This is a genomic window from Arthrobacter sp. Hor0625, assembly GCF_052567525.1.
Genome location: NZ_CP199586.1, coordinates 1,258,760 through 1,275,821 on the forward strand (window position 1 = coordinate 1,258,760; position 17,062 = coordinate 1,275,821).

General features: G+C 69.6%; 18 protein-coding genes and 1 tRNA gene. 8 read left to right on the forward strand and 11 right to left on the reverse strand.

Annotated elements, in window-relative coordinates; translation table 11 throughout:
- Positions 1-5: 5 nt before the first annotated feature.
- From ACTWLI_RS05720 to ACTWLI_RS05735, 4 genes are read right to left on the reverse strand one after another with little or no spacing between them, the layout of a single operon-like run.
- Positions 6-1,790 (reverse strand): ATP-binding protein, encoded by a 1,785-nt coding sequence (locus tag ACTWLI_RS05720; RefSeq protein WP_445155693.1) that lies wholly within the window; start codon positions 1,788-1,790, stop codon positions 6-8.
- Positions 1,790-3,448: a 5-oxoprolinase/urea amidolyase family protein gene (locus tag ACTWLI_RS05725; RefSeq protein WP_445155694.1), complete on the reverse strand. Its 1,659-nt coding sequence runs from the start codon at positions 3,446-3,448 to the stop codon at positions 1,790-1,792. Before ACTWLI_RS05725 ends, ACTWLI_RS05720 begins: the two co-directional genes overlap by 1 nt.
- A 42-nt stretch (positions 3,449-3,490) precedes the next feature.
- Entirely contained in the window at positions 3,491-4,840 is a 1,350-nt protein-coding gene (locus tag ACTWLI_RS05730) for an MFS transporter (RefSeq protein WP_445155695.1), read from the reverse strand.
- Between the two features lie 54 nt (positions 4,841-4,894).
- The gene (locus ACTWLI_RS05735) at positions 4,895-5,668 is read right to left on the reverse strand and encodes a LamB/YcsF family protein (protein WP_445155696.1); all 774 of its coding nucleotides are present in this window, start codon (positions 5,666-5,668) and stop codon (positions 4,895-4,897) included.
- 107 nt (positions 5,669-5,775) lie between these two features.
- On the opposite strand from ACTWLI_RS05735, the gene ACTWLI_RS05740 reads away from it, so the two are divergent.
- The gene (locus tag ACTWLI_RS05740; RefSeq protein WP_445155697.1) at positions 5,776-6,459 is read left to right on the forward strand and encodes a GntR family transcriptional regulator; all 684 of its coding nucleotides are present in this window, start codon (positions 5,776-5,778) and stop codon (positions 6,457-6,459) included.
- Positions 6,460-6,498: 39 nt separating this feature from the next.
- The gene (locus ACTWLI_RS05745) at positions 6,499-6,834 is read left to right on the forward strand and encodes a hypothetical protein (protein WP_445155698.1); all 336 of its coding nucleotides are present in this window, start codon (positions 6,499-6,501) and stop codon (positions 6,832-6,834) included.
- 45 nt (positions 6,835-6,879) lie between these two features.
- On the opposite strand, the gene ACTWLI_RS05750 is transcribed toward ACTWLI_RS05745, so the two are convergent.
- A complete protein-coding gene (locus tag ACTWLI_RS05750; RefSeq protein WP_445155699.1) occupies positions 6,880-7,617 on the reverse strand; it encodes a LysR family substrate-binding domain-containing protein in 738 nt (245 codons plus the stop codon).
- Between the two features lie 89 nt (positions 7,618-7,706).
- On the opposite strand from ACTWLI_RS05750, the gene ACTWLI_RS05755 reads away from it, so the two are divergent.
- The gene (locus ACTWLI_RS05755; RefSeq protein WP_445155700.1) at positions 7,707-8,111 is read left to right on the forward strand and encodes a DUF5997 family protein; all 405 of its coding nucleotides are present in this window, start codon (positions 7,707-7,709) and stop codon (positions 8,109-8,111) included.
- 24 nt (positions 8,112-8,135) lie between these two features.
- Here the strand turns inward: ACTWLI_RS05755 and ACTWLI_RS05760 are convergent, their stop codons facing one another.
- On the reverse strand, positions 8,136-8,513 hold the full coding sequence (locus ACTWLI_RS05760) for a VOC family protein (protein WP_445155701.1): 378 nt from the start codon (positions 8,511-8,513) through the stop codon (positions 8,136-8,138).
- Between the two features lie 123 nt (positions 8,514-8,636).
- On the opposite strand from ACTWLI_RS05760, the gene ACTWLI_RS05765 reads away from it, so the two are divergent.
- Together ACTWLI_RS05765 and ACTWLI_RS05770 are read left to right on the forward strand one after the other, a co-directional pair.
- Complete coding sequence (locus ACTWLI_RS05765; RefSeq protein ID WP_445155702.1) at positions 8,637-9,260, forward strand: hypothetical protein; 624 nt, start codon at positions 8,637-8,639, stop codon at positions 9,258-9,260.
- The gene (locus ACTWLI_RS05770) at positions 9,257-9,895 is read left to right on the forward strand and encodes an NADPH-dependent F420 reductase (RefSeq protein WP_445155703.1); all 639 of its coding nucleotides are present in this window, start codon (positions 9,257-9,259) and stop codon (positions 9,893-9,895) included. Before ACTWLI_RS05765 ends, ACTWLI_RS05770 begins: the two co-directional genes overlap by 4 nt.
- A gap of 31 nt (positions 9,896-9,926) precedes the next feature.
- Here ACTWLI_RS05770 and ACTWLI_RS05775 read toward each other — a convergent pair whose 3' ends face one another.
- The 4 genes from ACTWLI_RS05775 to ACTWLI_RS05790 all read right to left on the reverse strand — a co-directional run bounded on the left by ACTWLI_RS05775 (position 9,927) and on the right by ACTWLI_RS05790 (position 14,414).
- The gene (locus tag ACTWLI_RS05775) at positions 9,927-10,409 is read right to left on the reverse strand and encodes a pyridoxamine 5'-phosphate oxidase family protein (protein ID WP_445155704.1); all 483 of its coding nucleotides are present in this window, start codon (positions 10,407-10,409) and stop codon (positions 9,927-9,929) included.
- A gap of 116 nt (positions 10,410-10,525) precedes the next feature.
- Positions 10,526-12,052: an APC family permease gene (locus tag ACTWLI_RS05780; protein WP_445155705.1), complete on the reverse strand. Its 1,527-nt coding sequence runs from the start codon at positions 12,050-12,052 to the stop codon at positions 10,526-10,528.
- Positions 12,049-12,963, reverse strand: coding sequence for a universal stress protein (locus tag ACTWLI_RS05785; RefSeq protein ID WP_445155706.1), 915 nt, complete (start codon positions 12,961-12,963; stop codon positions 12,049-12,051). Before ACTWLI_RS05785 ends, ACTWLI_RS05780 begins: the two co-directional genes overlap by 4 nt.
- A 59-nt stretch (positions 12,964-13,022) precedes the next feature.
- Positions 13,023-14,414, reverse strand: coding sequence for a flavin monoamine oxidase family protein (locus ACTWLI_RS05790; RefSeq protein WP_445155707.1), 1,392 nt, complete (start codon positions 14,412-14,414; stop codon positions 13,023-13,025).
- 156 nt (positions 14,415-14,570) lie between these two features.
- On the opposite strand from ACTWLI_RS05790, the gene ACTWLI_RS05795 reads away from it, so the two are divergent.
- Positions 14,571-15,260, forward strand: a complete 690-nt coding sequence (locus tag ACTWLI_RS05795) for a TetR/AcrR family transcriptional regulator (RefSeq protein ID WP_445155708.1) — start codon at positions 14,571-14,573, stop codon at positions 15,258-15,260.
- A 112-nt stretch (positions 15,261-15,372) separates the two neighbouring features.
- Here the strand turns inward: ACTWLI_RS05795 and ACTWLI_RS05800 are convergent.
- A tRNA-Leu gene (locus tag ACTWLI_RS05800) sits at positions 15,373-15,455 on the reverse strand.
- Between the two features lie 384 nt (positions 15,456-15,839).
- Here ACTWLI_RS05800 and ACTWLI_RS05805 point away from each other — a divergent pair.
- Both ACTWLI_RS05805 and ACTWLI_RS05810 read left to right on the forward strand, forming a co-directional pair.
- Positions 15,840-16,583: an FhaA domain-containing protein gene (locus ACTWLI_RS05805; RefSeq protein ID WP_445155709.1), complete on the forward strand. Its 744-nt coding sequence runs from the start codon at positions 15,840-15,842 to the stop codon at positions 16,581-16,583.
- Positions 16,580-17,062 carry an FHA domain-containing protein FhaB/FipA gene (locus tag ACTWLI_RS05810; protein ID WP_445155710.1) on the forward strand — a complete coding sequence of 161 codons (483 nt, stop codon included), beginning with the start codon at positions 16,580-16,582 and terminating at the stop codon, positions 17,060-17,062. Before ACTWLI_RS05805 ends, ACTWLI_RS05810 begins: the two co-directional genes overlap by 4 nt.

Consider the following 17,062-nt stretch of genomic DNA (forward strand, 5'->3'; position numbering starts at 1 on the left):
CGCAGCTACCCGATCTGCGCCAGCACTGCCCCGGCCGCAACGACGACGCCCGAGTCGGCGCGGATATCCGTCAGGGTCCCGTCCCGGTGGGCGGCAACCTGGGTTTCCATTTTCATGGCTTCCAGCACGACGACGGCGTCGCCGGCTGACACTTCGGCTCCGGGCTCCACCAGCCACTTCACGACCGTTCCGGCCATGCCTGCCCGCAGTTCTCCCGGCTCGGCGGCAGCGCCGGTGTTGCCCTCGGAACCGGCGCCCGCCGAGCCATCCCGTGACTCTCCGGCGGCCACCGGGAAGCCGGCTACGGGTGCCCCGGACCGCATCCACCCGTCCAGCAGTGCCGCCGGCAAACCGACAGCGAGGCGCCTGCCGTCGACGTCGACCGTCAGGGTGCGGCGTTCTCCGTCGGGCGCCGTGGTGCTGTAGCCGGGGTCCGCGGGGATCCGGTCCGCGAAGTCGGTCTCGATCCAGCGGGTGTGGACGCCCAGCCGGTCTTCCGCGGTGAAATCCGGGGATTCCAGCACGGCACGGTGGAACGGCAGCACCGTGGCCACCCCCGTGATGTTCAGCTCGGCGAGGGCGCGCCGGGCGCGGCGCAGGGCCTGCTGCCGGTCCGCGCCGGTGACGATGAGTTTGGCCAGCAGCGAGTCGAACTGCGGGGGGACGAACGACCCGGAGCGGACTCCGGAATCAAGCCGGATCCCCGGACCGGTGGGGCCGGAGAACTCCGCGATGGTGCCCGGCGAGGGCAGGAACCCGCGGCCCACATCCTCGGCATTGAGCCGGAATTCGAAGGAGTGGCCGTGCGGCGCCGGGTCCTGGGTGAGGCGCAGCGGCTCCCCCGCGGCGATCCGGAACTGCTCCTGCACCAGATCGATCCCGGTGGTTTCCTCGGTGATGGGGTGCTCGACCTGAAGGCGCGTGTTGACCTCGAGGAATGCCACGGTGCCGTCGGCGGCGACGAGAAACTCCACCGTGCCGGCCCCGGAGTAGCCGGCCTCGCGGCAGACGGCCTTGGCGGCGTCGTAGATCTGCCGCGTCTGGTCGTCCGTGAGGAACGGTGCGGGGGCTTCCTCGACGAGTTTCTGGTGCCGCCGCTGCAGCGAGCAGTCGCGGGTTCCGACGACGATGACGTTCCCGTGGATATCCGCCAGGATCTGGGCCTCGACGTGGCGTGGCCGGTCCAAATAGCGCTCCACGAAGCACTCGCCCCGGCCGAAGGCGGCCACGGCCTCGCGGACGGCGGAATCGAACGCCTCCTCGATTTCATCTAGCACCCGGACCACCTTCAGGCCGCGGCCTCCGCCGCCGAACGCCGCCTTGATGGCCACGGGCAGGCCGTGCTGTTCCGCGAAGGCGCGGGCTTCCGCCGCGGAACCGACCGGGCCGTCGCTGCCGGCGACCAGGGGTGCGCCGGCGCGGACCGCAGTCTCCCGTGCGGTGATTTTGTTGCCGAGCAGCCGGATGGCGTCCGGAGCGGGGCCGATCCAGGTCAGCCCGGCGTCCAGGACGGCCTGGGCAAAGTCGGCGTTTTCAGAGAGAAAACCGTAGCCCGGGTGGATGGCGTCGGCGCCGTAGGCGGCGGCCGCGGCCAGCAGCTTGGGGATATTCAGGTACGTGTCCGCCGGCGCGTTCCCGCCCAGGGCGAAGGCCTCGTCCGCGGTGGCGACGTGCATGGCGTCGGCGTCGATGTCGGCGTACACCGCGACAGAGGCCAGTCCGGCGTCGTCGCAGGCCCGGGCGATCCGGACGGCGATCTCGCCGCGGTTGGCAATCAGGACCTTGCGCATCAGTTGCTCACTTCGTGGTTGGGGGCGGTGTGCCCGGGGGTGGCAGGGCCGGGGTTGGGGCCGGGCTCCGCCCAGCGGAACCGGATGGCCCCGCCGATCGGCACCTGCGCGGCCCGGTCCAGCTGCGAGTCGATGACGACGGCGATCACCGGGTAGCCGCCCGTGATGGGGTGGTCGGCGAGGAAGAGGACCGGCAGGCCTTCCGGCGGGACCTGGAGGGCACCGGCGACGGTCCCCTCGCTGGCCAGTTCGCCCTCGCGGGAGCGCTTGAGCGGCGTGCCGTCCAGCCGCATGCCCACGCGGTTGGACTGCGGGAGCACCCGCCACTCCTGGCCGATGAAGGCGTCGAGGGCGGCCTGGTCGAACCAGTCCGCGCGCGGGCCGGGCACGACGTCGAGGACGGTGACCCCGGGGCCGGGAAAGTCCGGCTGCAGTTCCGGGTTTCCGACGACGCCGGACTCGGCCTCGCCGCCGGCGGCCAGCAGTTGCCCGGCGGCCAGCGGTGCGGGGCCGATCCCTGACATGGTGTCGGTGGACCGGCTGCCCAGCACCGGGGCGGCGTCGGCCCCGCCGCGGACCGCGAGGTAGCTGCGGAAGCCGCTCCTGGGCGCGCCGATGCGCAGCGTTTCGCCGTCAAGCAGGGCGAAGGGCGCCGCCATGGCGACAGAACGTGACAGCGGTTCGACCTCGGTGCCGGCAGGGCCGGTGATGACCAGATCGGCGGGTGCTCCGGCGACGGCCAGGACCTGGTCCCCGACGGCCTGGACCGTGAGTCCACCGGCGACGGTTTCGATCGCAGCGGCCGACGGCGCATTGCCGACCAGGCGGTTGGCGCGGCGCAGCGAGGCCCGGTCCAGGGCCCCCGCGATAGAGACACCCAGGCCGGAATGACCGTGCCGGCCAAGGTCCTGGATCAGGCTCTGCAGTCCGGGGGCGACGATCCGCAGCCCGGAAGCTACCTCCGGCGGGGAGGTCTTGGCCGGTGGTTCCGGCGACACGGACACGGTCTCCCGGACTGCACGGAACCGGATCCGGCGTCCCGGTGCGGCCAGCGCGGGGTGCTCGCGGTCCAGGTCCCACATGCGGGCGGCGGTGCGGCCGATCAGCTGCCAGCCGCCCGGTGACCGGCGCGGGTAGACCGCCGAATAGGTTCCGGCCAGTGCCACGGATCCCTCGGGCACGGCGGTGCGGGGCGAACTGCGGCGCGGAACGTTGAGGAGGTCGTTCTCGCCGACCAGGTAGCCGAAGCCCGGAGCGAAACCCGCGAAGGCCACGGTCCACAGCTGGCCGGTGTGGGCGGCGATCACGCCCGCGATCCCGAGGCCGGTCAGTTCGGCCGCTTCGGCGAGGTCTTCGCCGTCGTACACGGTGTCGATCTCCACCACACTGCCGTTCCGCTGTTCCGCGGTGTTCAGCTCCAGTTCCAGCAGCTGCGCGCCGATCCGGCGTGCCGAGGCGGGCGAGTCGGCCGTGACCAGCACCGTCTGGGCGGCTGCCAGCACGTCCAGCTGGCCCGGCAGCGGCTGCTCCAGCAGCCGCGCCTGCAGTGCCAGCACGTCTTCCATGCCGGCGAGTTCCGCGAGCACCGCCCGGGTCCCCACCGCGCGCACCGACCACACCTTGTGGCCGGCCGCGCGCTGCTGTGCCACCGCTTCCATTGCCGCCTCCATCGTTGCCGTCATCTCCCGGATTCGCGCCGCTTAGGCGCGGGCTTCCTGCAGCAGCCGCTCTTCCTCGGCGGTCTGCGGGTTCCGGCCGATCAGCAGGCCCACGACCGTGACCGCTGCGGCCAGCGCCAGGTAGCCGGCGATCAGGAACCAGTTGCCGGTGGCGGCGAAGAGTGCGGTGAAGACCAGCGGGGCGATGGCCCCGCCGATAACCCCGGCCAGGGTGTAGGCCAGCGAGCTACCGGCGTAGCGCAGCCGCGCCGGGAACTGTTCGGTGATGAAGGCGGCCTGCGGGCCGTACATGAACGCGTGCAGCGCCAGGCCGATCACGACGCCGATGGTCAGCATGAGCACCGATTTGCCCTGGATCATCAGGAAGAAAAGCGGGATATAGGCGGCCGTGGCGACGGCCGCGATGCCGTAGACGAGCCGGCGGTTGAACCGGTCCGTCAGCGCGCCGGCGGCCGGGATCAGGGCCAGCTGGAAGGCCGAACCGATCAGGATGGCGCCGAGGACGTTGCCGGTGGTCATGCCCAGCGTCTTGGTGGCGTAGAGCGCCACGAACACGGTGAAGAGCGAGTAGAGCACGTCGGGGCAGATGCGGGAGAGGGCCGCGGCGACCAGGGCGCGCGGTTCCGTGCCGAAAACTTCCTTGATGGGGGCCTTGGGCGCCTCGCCGTGGGCCTGGATGGCCTTGAAGACCGGGGTCTCCTCGAGCTTGAGCCGGATCAGGAGGCCGAAGACCACCAGCAGGGCCGAGGCCAGGAAGGCGACCCGCCAGCCCCAGGACAGGAACGCCTCATTGCTGAGGGTCGCCGCCAGCAGGGCCAGGACGCCGTTGGCCATCAGGTTTCCGGCCGGCGGGCCGATCTGCGCGGCCGAGGACCAGAATCCGCGCTTGCGGGCATCGCCGAATTCGCTCGAGAGCAGGACTGCTCCGCCCCATTCGCCGCCGACGCCAATGCCCTGGGCCAGGCGCAGCAGCACCAGGATGGCCGGGGCGGCGACGCCGATGGCCGAGTAGTCCGGCAGCACACCGATCAGCACGGTGGCGACGCCGATCAGCATCAGCGTGACCACCAGGACGTGCTTGCGGCCGATCTTGTCACCGAGCCGGCCGAAGATGACGCCGCCGATGGGACGGGCGAGGTAGCCGACGGCGAAGGTGGAGAAGGACAGCAGCAGTCCGACCAGTTCGTCGCCGCTGGGGAAGAAGATCTTGGGGAAGATCAGGGCCGACGCCACCGAGTAGATCGCGAAGTCGTAGTACTCCAGCGAGGTGCCGGTGAGGCTGGCGATGTAGGCCTTGAGGGCGCCTGGTGGCAGTTTCCTTTTGCCGGTCCTCGTGCCGGGGGCCGGAGCGGCCTGCTGCGGAGTGGTCATGATGTTCCTTCGGGTGGGGTGCTGCCGGGAGGGGGTGAGGATGTGCGGGGTCGCCTAGACGAAGGCGGCGGTGCCGATGCCGGCGGCGTTCAGCGCCTCGCGGACGGCGGCGGCCATGGCTACTGCCCCCGGGGAGTCGCCGTGGACGCAGATGCTTTCCGCCCGGATTTTCAGGATGGAACCGTCGATGGTGCGGACGGCGGAGTCGGCAGCCATCCGGAGGACGTGTTCGGTGACCTCCGCGTGGTCGTGCAGCACGGCGCCGGGGAGGGTGCGGGAAACGAGGGTGCCGTCCGGGTTGTAGGCCCGGTCCGCGAACGCCTCGCTGACCGCGCGCAGTCCGGCCGCTTCGGCCAGGCGCAGCACCTCGGAGCCGGGCAGGCCCAGGATGGGCAGGCCCGGATCGACGGACTTGACGGCGTCGACGACGGCCTTCGCCTGGGCGGTGTGCGCGACTATCGCGTTGTAGAGACCGCCGTGCGGCTTCACGTACGTGACGGTGCCGCCCTCCGCCGCGGCCAGCGCCTGCAGCGCTCCGATCTGGTAGACGACGTCGTCCGCCAGTTCGATCGGGTCGATATCGAGGAACCGGCGGCCGAAGCCGGCGAGGTCGCGGTAGCCGACGTGCGCGCCGATCCGGACACCCGCCGCGACGGCTTCGCGGCAGGTCCGCCGGATCACGCTGGGGTCCCCGGCGTGGAATCCGCAGGCGACGTTGGCGCTGGAGACGGAACGGAACATGGCCGAATCGTCGCCCAGGTTCCAGCGTCCATAGGATTCGCCGACGTCGCTGTTCAGGTCGATGGTGGAAGGTCCGGAGTGTGCCATGTGTGATCCTCGTCTCAAAGCTTGGCTTCTTCAAGGATGCACCACATTGCCGGATTGTTCAACAATCCGGCAATCCTCTTGAGGGGCGATCGTGTAGATTCGGCTTCATGACGACTTCCGACGCCCGCCCCCGGGCGGCCGCCGCCGCCCGGCTCCGCATCGCGGTGCCCTCGGTGGCGGACCGCGTCGCGGCCGAACTCCGCCGGATGCTGGCCGAGGGCGAGCTCCTGCCGGGGACCCGGCTGACCGAATCAACCATCGCCGAGGATCTGGGCGTGTCCCGCAACACCGTCCGGGAGGCGTTCGCCGAGCTGGCCGCCGAACGCCTGGTGGTGCGGCAACCCAACCGGGGCGTCTTCGTGGCCAGCCTGGCCCCGGGCGACATCCATGACGTCTACACGGTGCGGCGCGCCATTGAGGTCGCAGCGCTGCGCGGCGGCGGCAGCGCCGAACGGATCGCGGCGGTCCGCGCCGCCGTCGAAGAGGGCAAAGCCGCTGCCGCCGCCGACGACGAGGAGGCCCTCGGCACCGCCAACCAGCATTTCCACCGCGCCATCGTGGCGTTGGCCGGCAGTCGCCGGCTGGACACGATCATGGCCCAGGTCCTCGCCGAGATGCGGTTGTTCTTCCACCGGGCCACGGTGGACGCCCATTTCTACCGGGGCTACCTCGGCGACAACGACCAGATATGCTCCGCGCTCGAGGCCGGGGAAACGGAGCGGGCGGCGGATTTACTACTGGCCTACCTCGACCGCTCCGAAGAGAAGCAGGCCGCGGTCCACGGGAAGTAAGCCGCTCGGGCCGGACGGGCGGCTTGCTAGGCTGGAATGATGAAACGCACCTTCGCAGCCGTGTCCCTTGCCGCCCTGGCGATCGCACTCTCCGGCTGCGGTCAGGTGCAGCAGGCAGCCGAAAACGCCGTCAGCGACGGCGCATCCCAGGTCGCCTCCGCGGCCGGCAGCGAGATCAAGAAGCAGGCTTGTTCCCTGGTCGAGGACGGGCTGGTCAGTGTGCAGGACAAGAGGGCCCTGGGCGGGCTGGTCGCTGGGGCGCAGACTGCGGGCGTGCCCGCGGAGATCACCACACCGCTGAAGCAGATCGCGGACTCCGGCGACCAGGTCCCGGCCGACTCCGTCAAGGCCCTTCGGGACGCCTGCGCCGGCTAAACCGCCAACAGCGCCGCGCCTCCGGCTCCCGGCGGCCCGGCGGGGTTAGCGCTTTCCCTTTTTCCGCGATCCCTTGCCGCGGCCCTTGTCCGGGTTAGGCGCATACCGCTGCGCCACCTTGGGTTTCTTGACCGCCGGGCCGCGCCGGTCCGGTTTGGGTTCGCGCTTGGGCTTCTCCTGCTGCGCGGACGGCTGCCGGGAACTCGACGCGGTGCGGCCCCGGACAATGCCGATGAACTCCTCAATCACCTCATCCGTGGCGTCCGTCGGCCAGGCCAGGGCGATGCCGGTGGGCGGAGCACCGGTGAGCCGCCGGGCCACGGTGTCCTTGACGTTGAAGTGCCGGGCGACCGACATCGGCAGCACCACCAGCCCGGCTCCGGAGGCGACCACCTGCAGCGCCGGTTCGGCACCGCCCAGGGAAGCCACGTCCAGGAAGGTTTCCTTAGCCAGGTCGGCCAGGTCCACCTCTTCGAAGACGGAAATTTCGTGGCCCTTGGGCGCCACCACCACGGGCTGCTCCTCGTAGAGCGGGATGACGCTCAGGCCCTCGCGCTCCACCGGGAGCCGGACGAAGCTCAGGTCCGCGGACCCGTCGCGCAGCACCGCGAGCTGCGCGCCGTCGTCGGAAAGGAAGGCGTGGAGCGGGATCCCGGGCATCCGCTCTTCCCACCGGCGGATCCACTTGCCCGGGGTCACGCCGGCGACGTACGCGAAGCGCAGCTCCCGGGGGGCGGGGGCGGACTCGTCGTACGGCTGTGCGTTCTCTTCTTCTGCGGACACACGTTCACAGTACCGCCCGGATGCCGGGAGGGCCCTGCCGCGCGGGCCCGGTGGTCCCCTGCCGGTGGCGCGCCGGATACCCTTTAACCATGACCTCTGCAAACTCCCAGTCCATGAAGCCGGCCACCGTTGCCAAGAAGCTTGGTATCTACCTGCCCGCGACACCGCAGGAGTTCCAGGATTCGGTCATCACCCGGTCCGAGTTCGCCGAGCTCCAGGCCAACCCGCCGGAGTGGCTGGCCGAGCTGCGCCGCACCGGCCCGCACCCGCGCCCGGTGGTGGCACAGAAGCTCAATGTCTCCATCAGCGGCTTGGCCCGTGGCGGCGTCGAGGAAGCGCTGACGACGGCGGAAATCACCGCGCTGCTGCAGGCTCCCCCGGCGTGGCTGGTCGCCGAGCGCGCCACCCACGCCGCGGTCCGGGCCGAAGCCCAGCGCGTCAAGGAAGAAACGGCGAAGAAGACCGCCAAGAAGGCCCGCGCCCAGGCCGAGTAGTTCCCCGGCCGCCAGGCGCGGTGTTCAGTCCTGGTGCAGCTGGACGTAGTTCCCGCAGCCATCGTCGAGCACCGCGGTGGTGCCCCAGGGGCCGTCGGCCGGTTCGGCCTGGAAGATGACGCCCTTGGCCGTCAGCCGCTCATACTCGGCCCGGACGTCCGGGACGCCGAACACGATCGCGGGCAGCCCGGCGTCGTGGACCGCGTTCATGTAGGTGGCGCCGATCGGGTTGTCGCTGGGCTCCAGGAGCAGCCCCGCGGATTCGCCCCCGCCGGGATCCTTGATGATGAAGAGGTTGTGTTCGGGCATTGCCATGAGGGTGTCGAACCCCAGGATCCCGGTGTAGAACTCGTGGGCCGCGGCGGGGTCCTTGACGTGGATGCTGCACATTTTTAGTCGCATGCGCCCTAGGCTACGCGAGGGGACCGCGCCCGGGAACCGGCCATTGACGCGGTGCCGCCCATGGATTCCAATGGAATCAGCGGAGCCTTGCCCGCCCGTGACGGGTTCCGCGGGAGGTTCGAAATGCCAACTGAATCCGGCCCGTTCGGGCCGTGGCAGTTCCTGGTGCTGGCCCTCCTGGTCGCCGCCGCCGCGGCCGGGACCGTCTACCGTGTCCGTAAACACCAGCTGTCCGACAATGGCCTGCCCGACGGCGGCTTGCCCGACGCCGCGTTCTGGGACGGTTTCGCGGGGATCGCCGTCGTCGGCCCCGCCGTGCTGCTGCCCTCGCTGGCAGCGCCCTGGACCGGCCCCGTCCTCGCCGCCGTCGCCGTCTCGGCGGGCGCCGCGGGCTACCGCTGGACGCCGGCCCTGCTGCGCCGGGCGGAGCAGCGGCGCTCCCGCCGGGAAGCGGCGGCCCGTGATGCCGCCGCAGCGCCCAAGCACCGCGCGGTGCTGGAGCGCTGGCAGCGCTATGAGCTCGATCCCGCCCTCTGCATCGACTACCCGGCCATGAGTGACCCCGGCCGGCCGGAGACCGCCGCGATGATCAGGGCTATGAGGGCGGCCGGGGATCCTGGCGGCGGGCCCGCGCGCCGGGGACAGGCCGGCGGCTACGCCGCGGCGGTGGAGCGGCTGGAAGTGTCCCTGGCAGAGGCCGAACGGGCAGCGGGCGTCATGGACGCCGCTGCCGGGGGGATCCGATGACTGACATCACCATCATTGGGGCGGGCAACATGGCCCGCGCAATCGGCCTGCGGGCCATCGCTGCGGGCCGTTCCGTGCAGGTCCTGGACCGAAGCCCCGACAACGCAGCCGGTCTCGCTGCGGAGCTGGCCGGCGGTACGACCTCCGGAGGGCTTGGGGACGTGCCCGAGGGCGACCTTGTGGTGCTGGCGCTGTATTTCGAGCCGGCTAAGGAAGTCGCCATGCATTACGGGGACACCCTGAGCGGGAAGACAGTCGTGGAGATCAGCAACCCGGTCAACATGGAGACCGGCGACTCGCTGGTGGTCGCACCGGGCACGTCCGCGGCCGAGGAGGTGGCCAGGTTGCTGCCCGGGGCCCGGGTGGTCAAGGCGTTCAACACCACCTTCGCCGGGCCGTTGGCGGCCGGGTCCGCCCATGGCATGGCCCTGGACGTGTTCATCGCCTCGGACTCGGAAGCGGCAAGCAACGAGGTGGCCGCCTTCGCCGCGGCTGCGGGTCTGCGGCCCCTCCAAGTCGGGGCTTTGCGCCATGCCCGCGAGCTGGAGGGGATGCAGCTGCTGGTGATCGGATTGCAGCTGAACCCGGCCTACGAGTCCTTCGACTGGACCACGGCCCTGAAGATCCTGGACTGAACGCCGCCGGATCCCCGGGCCTCGTGGCAGCCTAGAGTTCGACCGTGCCGCTTTCGCCGACGCTCATCCGGCTGTTGGTGACCTTTGATTTCACCCACTGCAGGACCGTTGCCGCGGTGCCGCCCGGGCTGGTCCAGTATTCGGCGGAGTCCGATTCAACGTGGAGCAGGACGACGCCGGGGGTGTCCGGACCGTCCGGGAACCATGCCTCGACGGCCTGGTTCCACCGGTCGTGGATGGCCTGTCGGTCAGTGACAACCCGGGCCGTCCCCGCCACGGACACCCATTCGGTGCCCTTCCCGAAGGAGACATTGACCGCCGGCTTGGCGGTGATGTGCGCGACCTGGGACGTGTCCTGCGACGTGAAGAACCACATGTCGCCGTCGTCCTGGACGTCCTGGACCGCCAGCGGCCGGCTGACCAGGGCGCCCTCTTCATTGATGGTTGTGAACATCCCGATCCGCGAGTCGTTGATGATGTCTGTGACCTTGCTGATGTCCTGTGCGTCCGACATATGCCCACCTCATCCTTGATTAACGGAGGAAGGTCCTCCTGCCGCCAGCCTAATAATAAGCGTACTTACTTTTCAAGCGCCTGGCTGGCGGCGGGAGGACCCCGGGGGGTGCGGTGCTACTGGCCGCGGGTCAGGACCTGGCCCTTGAAGAACTCGGGGCGCAGCTTGGCCATGATGAGCATGAGCACCGCGCCGAGCAGGATGACGCCGATGCCCAGGATGAAGACCAGGCCTAGCCCGCCGACCGACGAGCCCGAACCGTATTCCGGATCCATCGAGTCGTAGGCGGTCTTGACGAACATCACCAGCAGGATGACGCCGCCCAGCAGGGGTGCGAGGAACTTGAAGAAGAACGCACGCGCCCCGCTGAAGGCCTCGGCCCGGAAGAACCAGACGCAGGCCAGGGCGGTGATGCCGTAGTAGAAGCAGATCATCATGCCCAGTGCCGTGATGGTGTCCCACAGCGCGTTCTCGGACAGGGTCCGGGTGATGACGTAGAACGCGGCGGCGGCGACGGCCGCGGCAATCGTGGCGTAGCTCGGGGACTTGTAGCTGGGGCTGATCCGGCCGAACTTCTCCGGCAGCGCCTTGTAGTGGCCCATCGAGAGCAGGGTGCGGGCCGGGGAGACGAAGGTGGACTGCAGCGACGCGGCCGAGCTGCTCAGGATGGCCAGCGACATGAGGATGGCGAACGGGCCCATGACGGGTCCGGCGAGGACGGCGAAGATGCTGCCCTGGTTCTCCGGGTTTCCGGCGCCGAGGCCTTCGGTGCCGATGCCGGCGAAGGCCAGGGTGGCGAGGGCTACGGTCATGTAGATGATCACGATGACCAGGACGGTGACCGTGGCGGCGCGGCCCGGGGTCTTCTCCGGGTTGCGGGTCTCCTCATTCATCGTCAGGGTGACGTCCCAGCCCCAGTAGATGAAGATCGACAGCGAGACGCCGGCGGCGAAGGCGGAGAAGGACTCGACGGCGAACGGGTTGAACCAGTCCGGGGCGATGGCGGTGGCATCGAAGGCGGTGCCGTTCGCCACGTGGCTGAAGGCCGCGACGGCGAACCAGCCCAGCACCAGCAGCTGGAAGGCGACCAGGACGTACTGGACGGTCTTGGTGGTTTCCATGCCCCGGTAGGAGACCCAGCAGGCCAGGGCGATGAAGACCAGCGTCGTGGCGATGTTCAGCGGCAAGTTGGTGGTCAGGTCGGCCAGTTCGGGGTTGCCGAAGAGCTGCGCCAGCATCAGATAGAAGAAGTCGACGGCGACGGCGGCGAGGTTGGACAGCACGATGATGGTCGCCGCGATGAGCCCCCAGCCACCCATCCAGCCGAGCCACGGACCGAATGCCCGCGAGGCCCAGGTGAACGAGGTGCCCGCATCGGGCATGGCGTTGTTCAGCTCCCGGTAGCCGAAGGCCACGAGCAGCATCGGGATAAAACCGACCAGGAAGATGGCCGGCAGGTGGACGCCGACCTCGGAAACGGTCGGACCCAGGGCGGCGGTCAGGGTGTAGGCCGGGGCGATGCAGGAGACGCCGATGACGACGGCGCCGATCAGCCCCACGGATCCGGCCTTCAGCCCCTTCTCGCTCAGGCCGTGGCCCTGGATGTGTGCTGCGGCCTTGGCGGTCGCGTGTTCGGTGCTCATGCTTGTGCCTCTCGGGAGGTGTCATTCGACGTTGAATGGGTCAGGTGCTTCAGTTCGTAGTCGCTGGGGACCACGATCATCGGCACCGGCAGGGCGCGCAGGATGCGGTTGGCGGTGCTGCCCAGGAAGATGGAGCGGCTCCGGGCCAGGCGGCTGGATCCGATCAGCAGGATCTCGCCGTCTTCCCAGTCCAGCCGGTCGACCGCCTCCTCCACGCTGCGGCCCTGGGCGACCACGACGTCGGCCTTCGCCGCTGGCGCGGCGCCGGAAGCGTCCGCGGGGAGCGCCGCAGCCAGGTGTTTTCCGGCGTACTCGCGGGCGGTTTCCACGGCGTCGGCCGCACCGCCGTCGTCCAGGGTCAGCAGTGAAACGACCCGGAGCGGCACCTGACGGTTCACCGCCATGGAGACGGCGAACTCCAGCAGTTCCTCGGCACCGGGCCGGTCGCCCAGGCCGCAGCTGACGCGGGTCAGCGCCTCCCGGCGGTGGTACCCGTGCGGGGCCAGCGCCACCGGGACGGTGGCGGCATGGAGCAGGGCGCCTGCCACCGATCCGACGGTGAAGCGCTTGAACAGACCGTTGCTGGTGGCGCCGATGATGAGCATGTCCGCGCCGAACTCATCGCAGGCATCGATCAGGGTCTGCGCGTCGGATTCGCCGCTGCGGATGTGCGCCTTCGCCGGAACGTCGGCCGGCACCAGGGCCAGGGCCTCGTCCAGCCACTCGGCGGCCTGCTGGTGCAGGTAGCTGTCGTAGCCGGCGGCCGGGGCGTGCGCGGCGTTGAACGGCCCGGGTTCCGGGATCGCCACCACCAGGTCCAGGGCCGCGCCGCGGCCGCGGGCCAGTGAGACGGCCAGGTTGACGGCGTCGCGGCCCCTGGCATTCGCTGAGTACCCCACTACGTAACGCATCTGGCCGACCTCTCTGGTTTTTGGGTTAGGGGTTGTGGATGAAAGTTGATGCCGCGCGGCTAGCGTGCAGCCGGCGTCCGGTCGGCGGCGGCCACGATCCGGGCCGCAACCTGGCGTCCCATCCGCACCGCGCCGTCCACGTGCTGGTATCCCTCGGCCGCAAGGTCGGAGGAGGCCCAGTAGATCGGGCCCACCGGGGCGTGCTGGTCCTTGCCGTAGCGGTGCAGGCCGCCCAGGTCGTAGCTGGCCGCGTAGGCGCCGCGGGTCCATTCCTCCGAGCCCCAGTCGGACTCGTAGTAGACCTCAGGGGTGAGGGCCTTCTCGCCCAGGAAGCCGGCGATCGATTCGAGGATGGCGCGGCGGCGTTCGTCGGCGCTGAGCTCGAACATGGCATCGGCCTTCTCGTCGGAGACGAAGCCCACCAGGGTGCCCCGGGCATCGCCGTGGTTGGTGTTGTCGTACACCTCCTGGACCAGCGCATCGGCCCCGAAGCAGGTGCCGGACAGACCGTCCTCCCGCCAGAACGGGGTGCTGTAGACGGCGTGCACCTTGATGACCAGGCCGAGCGACTGGTGCTGGTGCATCTGGTGCTGGCGGCGCGGCAGCGGCGGGTCGTAGGAGACGCGCGAATAAAGGTTCGGCGGCACCGCCATGATGACGAAGCGGGCGTTAACGGTGGCGCGGTCGGAAACCACGGTGGCCCGTTGGGAGCCACCTTCGCGGCCTTCCTCCCAAAGGATCGTGCGCACGGGGCTGGAGAGGACGACGTCGTCGCCCAGTTCCGCTGCCTGCAGCAGCGAGACCTGCTGCATGCCGCCGACGACGCGCTTGTCCAGGATGAAGTCCTCGTCGGTGAGGTTGGTGAAGGAACCGGCGGAGGCGGCCATCAGGACCGCCTGCAGGGCCGAGAACGCGTGTGCGGGCTTGGTGAGCATGCCGCCGGCGATGAACAGGCCGATGTTGTTGCAGGCCTCCTCGTCCGGGGAGTTCGCGCGCAGCCAGTGGTGGAAGGAGATCGTATCCAGTTCGCGGGCCTTGGGGTGTGCCCAGGGTTCTTCGGCACCGATTTCCTCGGCCAGGGAATCCAGCAGGGCGGTCAGCTTGTCCATCTCCGCGGCGGTGCCCTCGCTCACCGGGAAGGTGTCGCCGGTGTAGAGGGTCCGCTTGCCGTCGGCGCCGATGTAGACCGACTGGCCGTCGCGGTAGCGGTCGTAGGTCTGCAGCCCGAGTTCGTCCAGGAGGCCCAGCAGCGCGGTCTGGTCCGGCGAAACCCACTGTCCGCCGATCTCCAGCATCGCCCCGTCGACGGTGTCGGTCCACGTCCGGCCGCCCACCCGGTCGCGTGCCTCCAGGACGGCGACGGTCAGTCCCGCCTTCCGCAGTTCGCGGGCTGCGGTCAGGCCTGCGGGCCCGGCTCCGACAATGGCGACGTCGCGGTCAAGTTCCAGCATGATGTCCTCTCTGCGGCCGCTGAAGTGATGCGGCCCACTAAATGAATGCCATTCATTTGTGACGACTATAGTCCTCCCCGGGGAAAGAGGGAAGACCCCGCGCAAAATCGTTTCCGATGGAATAATCCAGAGGACAGTCCAGGAGAAAGGCCCCAAATGCCGGCAACGCCCAGCGCCACCGCGGATCCGCACCGCCCGGACGCCAAGCCGCGCCGCCGCGTGGGCCGGCCCGCCTCCGCGGTGCTTGACCAGGAGGGCATCACCGCTGCGGCGCTGCGGCTGGTCCGTAAGAGCGGATACGACGGCTTCACCATGGCGGCCCTGGCGCGGACCCTGAACGTCGCGCCCTCTGCCCTCTACAACCACGTCTCGTCCAAGCGCGACGTCCTGGTCCTGGTCCAGGACCACCTGACGTCGTTCGTGGACGTGTCGGCGTTTGAGACCCAGCCCTGGGATCAGGCCGTGCGGGACTGGGCGTGGAGCTACCGCGACGTCTTTGCCCGGCACACTCCCCTGATCCCGGTGATCGCCGTGTTGCCGGTGGCCGATGCCCCCAAGACCCTGGCCATGTATGAAGCGGTCAGCGCGGGGTTCCGCCGTGCCGGTTTCCCGCAGGAGAGCATCATCCCCGCCATCGTCGCCCTGGAGTCCTTTATCTTCGGCTCGGCCTATGACGTCACGGCACCGGCGGACATCTTTGATTCCGGCAGCCTCGGGGCCGCGACGCCGAACTTCTCCGCCGCCGTCGCCAGCCTGGGCGACCAGGGCTACACCAACCAAGCGGACGTGGCCTTTAGCCTCGGGCTGGAGGCGCTGGTGGCGGGCTTCGGCGCCCTGCGGAGCTGACCCGCGGCCCGGACGGGTCCCGGATGGCCTTCGGGCGCGCCCAAGCAGGGGGCGGACCGGCGGTAAACAAAAAAAGAACCCCGGTCCGAAGACCGGGGTTCTTTCATTTGCGTGCGCGAGGGGGGATTTGAACCCCCACGCCCTTTCGGACACTGGCACCTGAAGCCAGCGCGTCTGCCGTTCCGCCACTCGCGCGCAACTTCTTCCACATCGGAGGGAACCGGAATCCGTTTCCAACCTCGTAAAAGCAGCGAGATCAAGCATAACGGACAATCGGCGGAAAACACTAATCGGCCTCCGGGAAGGTCCCGAACCGGGTCCGGCGGGCTGCTCCCCGCCCCCTGCGAAGCCCCCGGCGGGAGGGCGGCGGGCCAAGCGGCGGGACGGGCATCGGCGCATGTCAGCGCCGCGGCGGGACAAATTTCCCGGCTGCTGCGGCGGGCCTCATTAAGGCCATTCCCAGCCTCGCCCAGTAGTATCTGATCTAGGAGTGCCCGATTCCCGGGGACACCTGCGATTGTTGGAAACCGAGTTCCGGAACAAACACTGCCCCGCAGTTGCCAGGAAAGGAGAAGGACCATGGGCTTGCTGGACAAAGTCGAGCGCGGCATCGAAAAGGCCGTCCGCGGAGTCTTCTCCACCGGTTCCCGCGCGCAGGTTGAGCCGGTCGAGATCGCCAGCCACCTCCGCCGCGAGGTCGATAACAAGGCCCTCACCATCGCCGCCGGCCGCACCCTAGCTCCGAATGTTTTCGACGTCCTGCTCAGCGGAGACGATTTCCAGCGCGCCCAGGAATGGGGCACGCCGCTGGCAGAGGAGCTGTGCGACGTCGTGATCAACCACGTCCGCAGCCAGGGCTACACGCTGCAGGGCCCGGTCCGGATCAGCTTCCGGCGCGATGAGGACCGGCGCGCCGGAGACTTCGAGATCGCGTCACGGACTGAAAAAGCCGCGGGCGCAGCACCGCAGGCCGCCGGACAGCCGGCCATGCCCGCCGCCCCGACCCGGCAACCGGGCCGCCTCCAGCCCGTGCTGGACATCGACGGCCAGCGCTACTCGCTGAACGCGCCCTCTGTCGTGCTGGGCCGCTCCTCCGAGGCGGACATCCTGATCGACGACACCGGGGTGTCGCGCCGGCACCTGGAAATCCGCAGCGGCCAAGGCACCGCGCAGGCGATCGACCTGGGCTCCACGAACGGCAGTTACGTCAACGGCCACAAGGTCGTGGGCAGCTCCGAACTCACCGACGGCGCAACGATCACGATGGGACGGACCAAAATCACTTTCCGCCTGATGCCCGCGAACCCGGGCGGCCGCCCGTGAGCGAACTGACCATCACCGCCCTGCGCTTTGGTTTCCTGATTCTCCTCTGGGTGCTGATCTTCAGCATTGTCTCGGCCATGCGCCGGGACCTCATGATCGGTCGCAAGGCAGCCGCCGGGGCGCCCACGGCGCGGCAGTTGCGCCGGAACCCGGCCCTGGCCGAGCCCGCCCCGGCCCCCGTCAAGCAGCAGGCGCGGCAGCTCGTCGTGACCGAGGGCCCGCTGAAGGGCACCACCCTGCCGCTGGCAGCGAGCCCCATCCTGCTCGGCCGCGCGCAGGAAGCCACCCTGGTCCTGGAGGACGACTATGCCTCCGGCCGGCATGCGCGCCTCTTTCCGCAAGGCAGCCGCTGGTTCATCGAGGACCTCGGGTCCACCAACGGCACGTATCTGGCAGACCAGCAGCTGACCCGGGCCCTCCCGGTGGAGCTGGGTGTCCCCGTGAGAATCGGCAAGACGGTCATTGAATTGAGGCCGTAG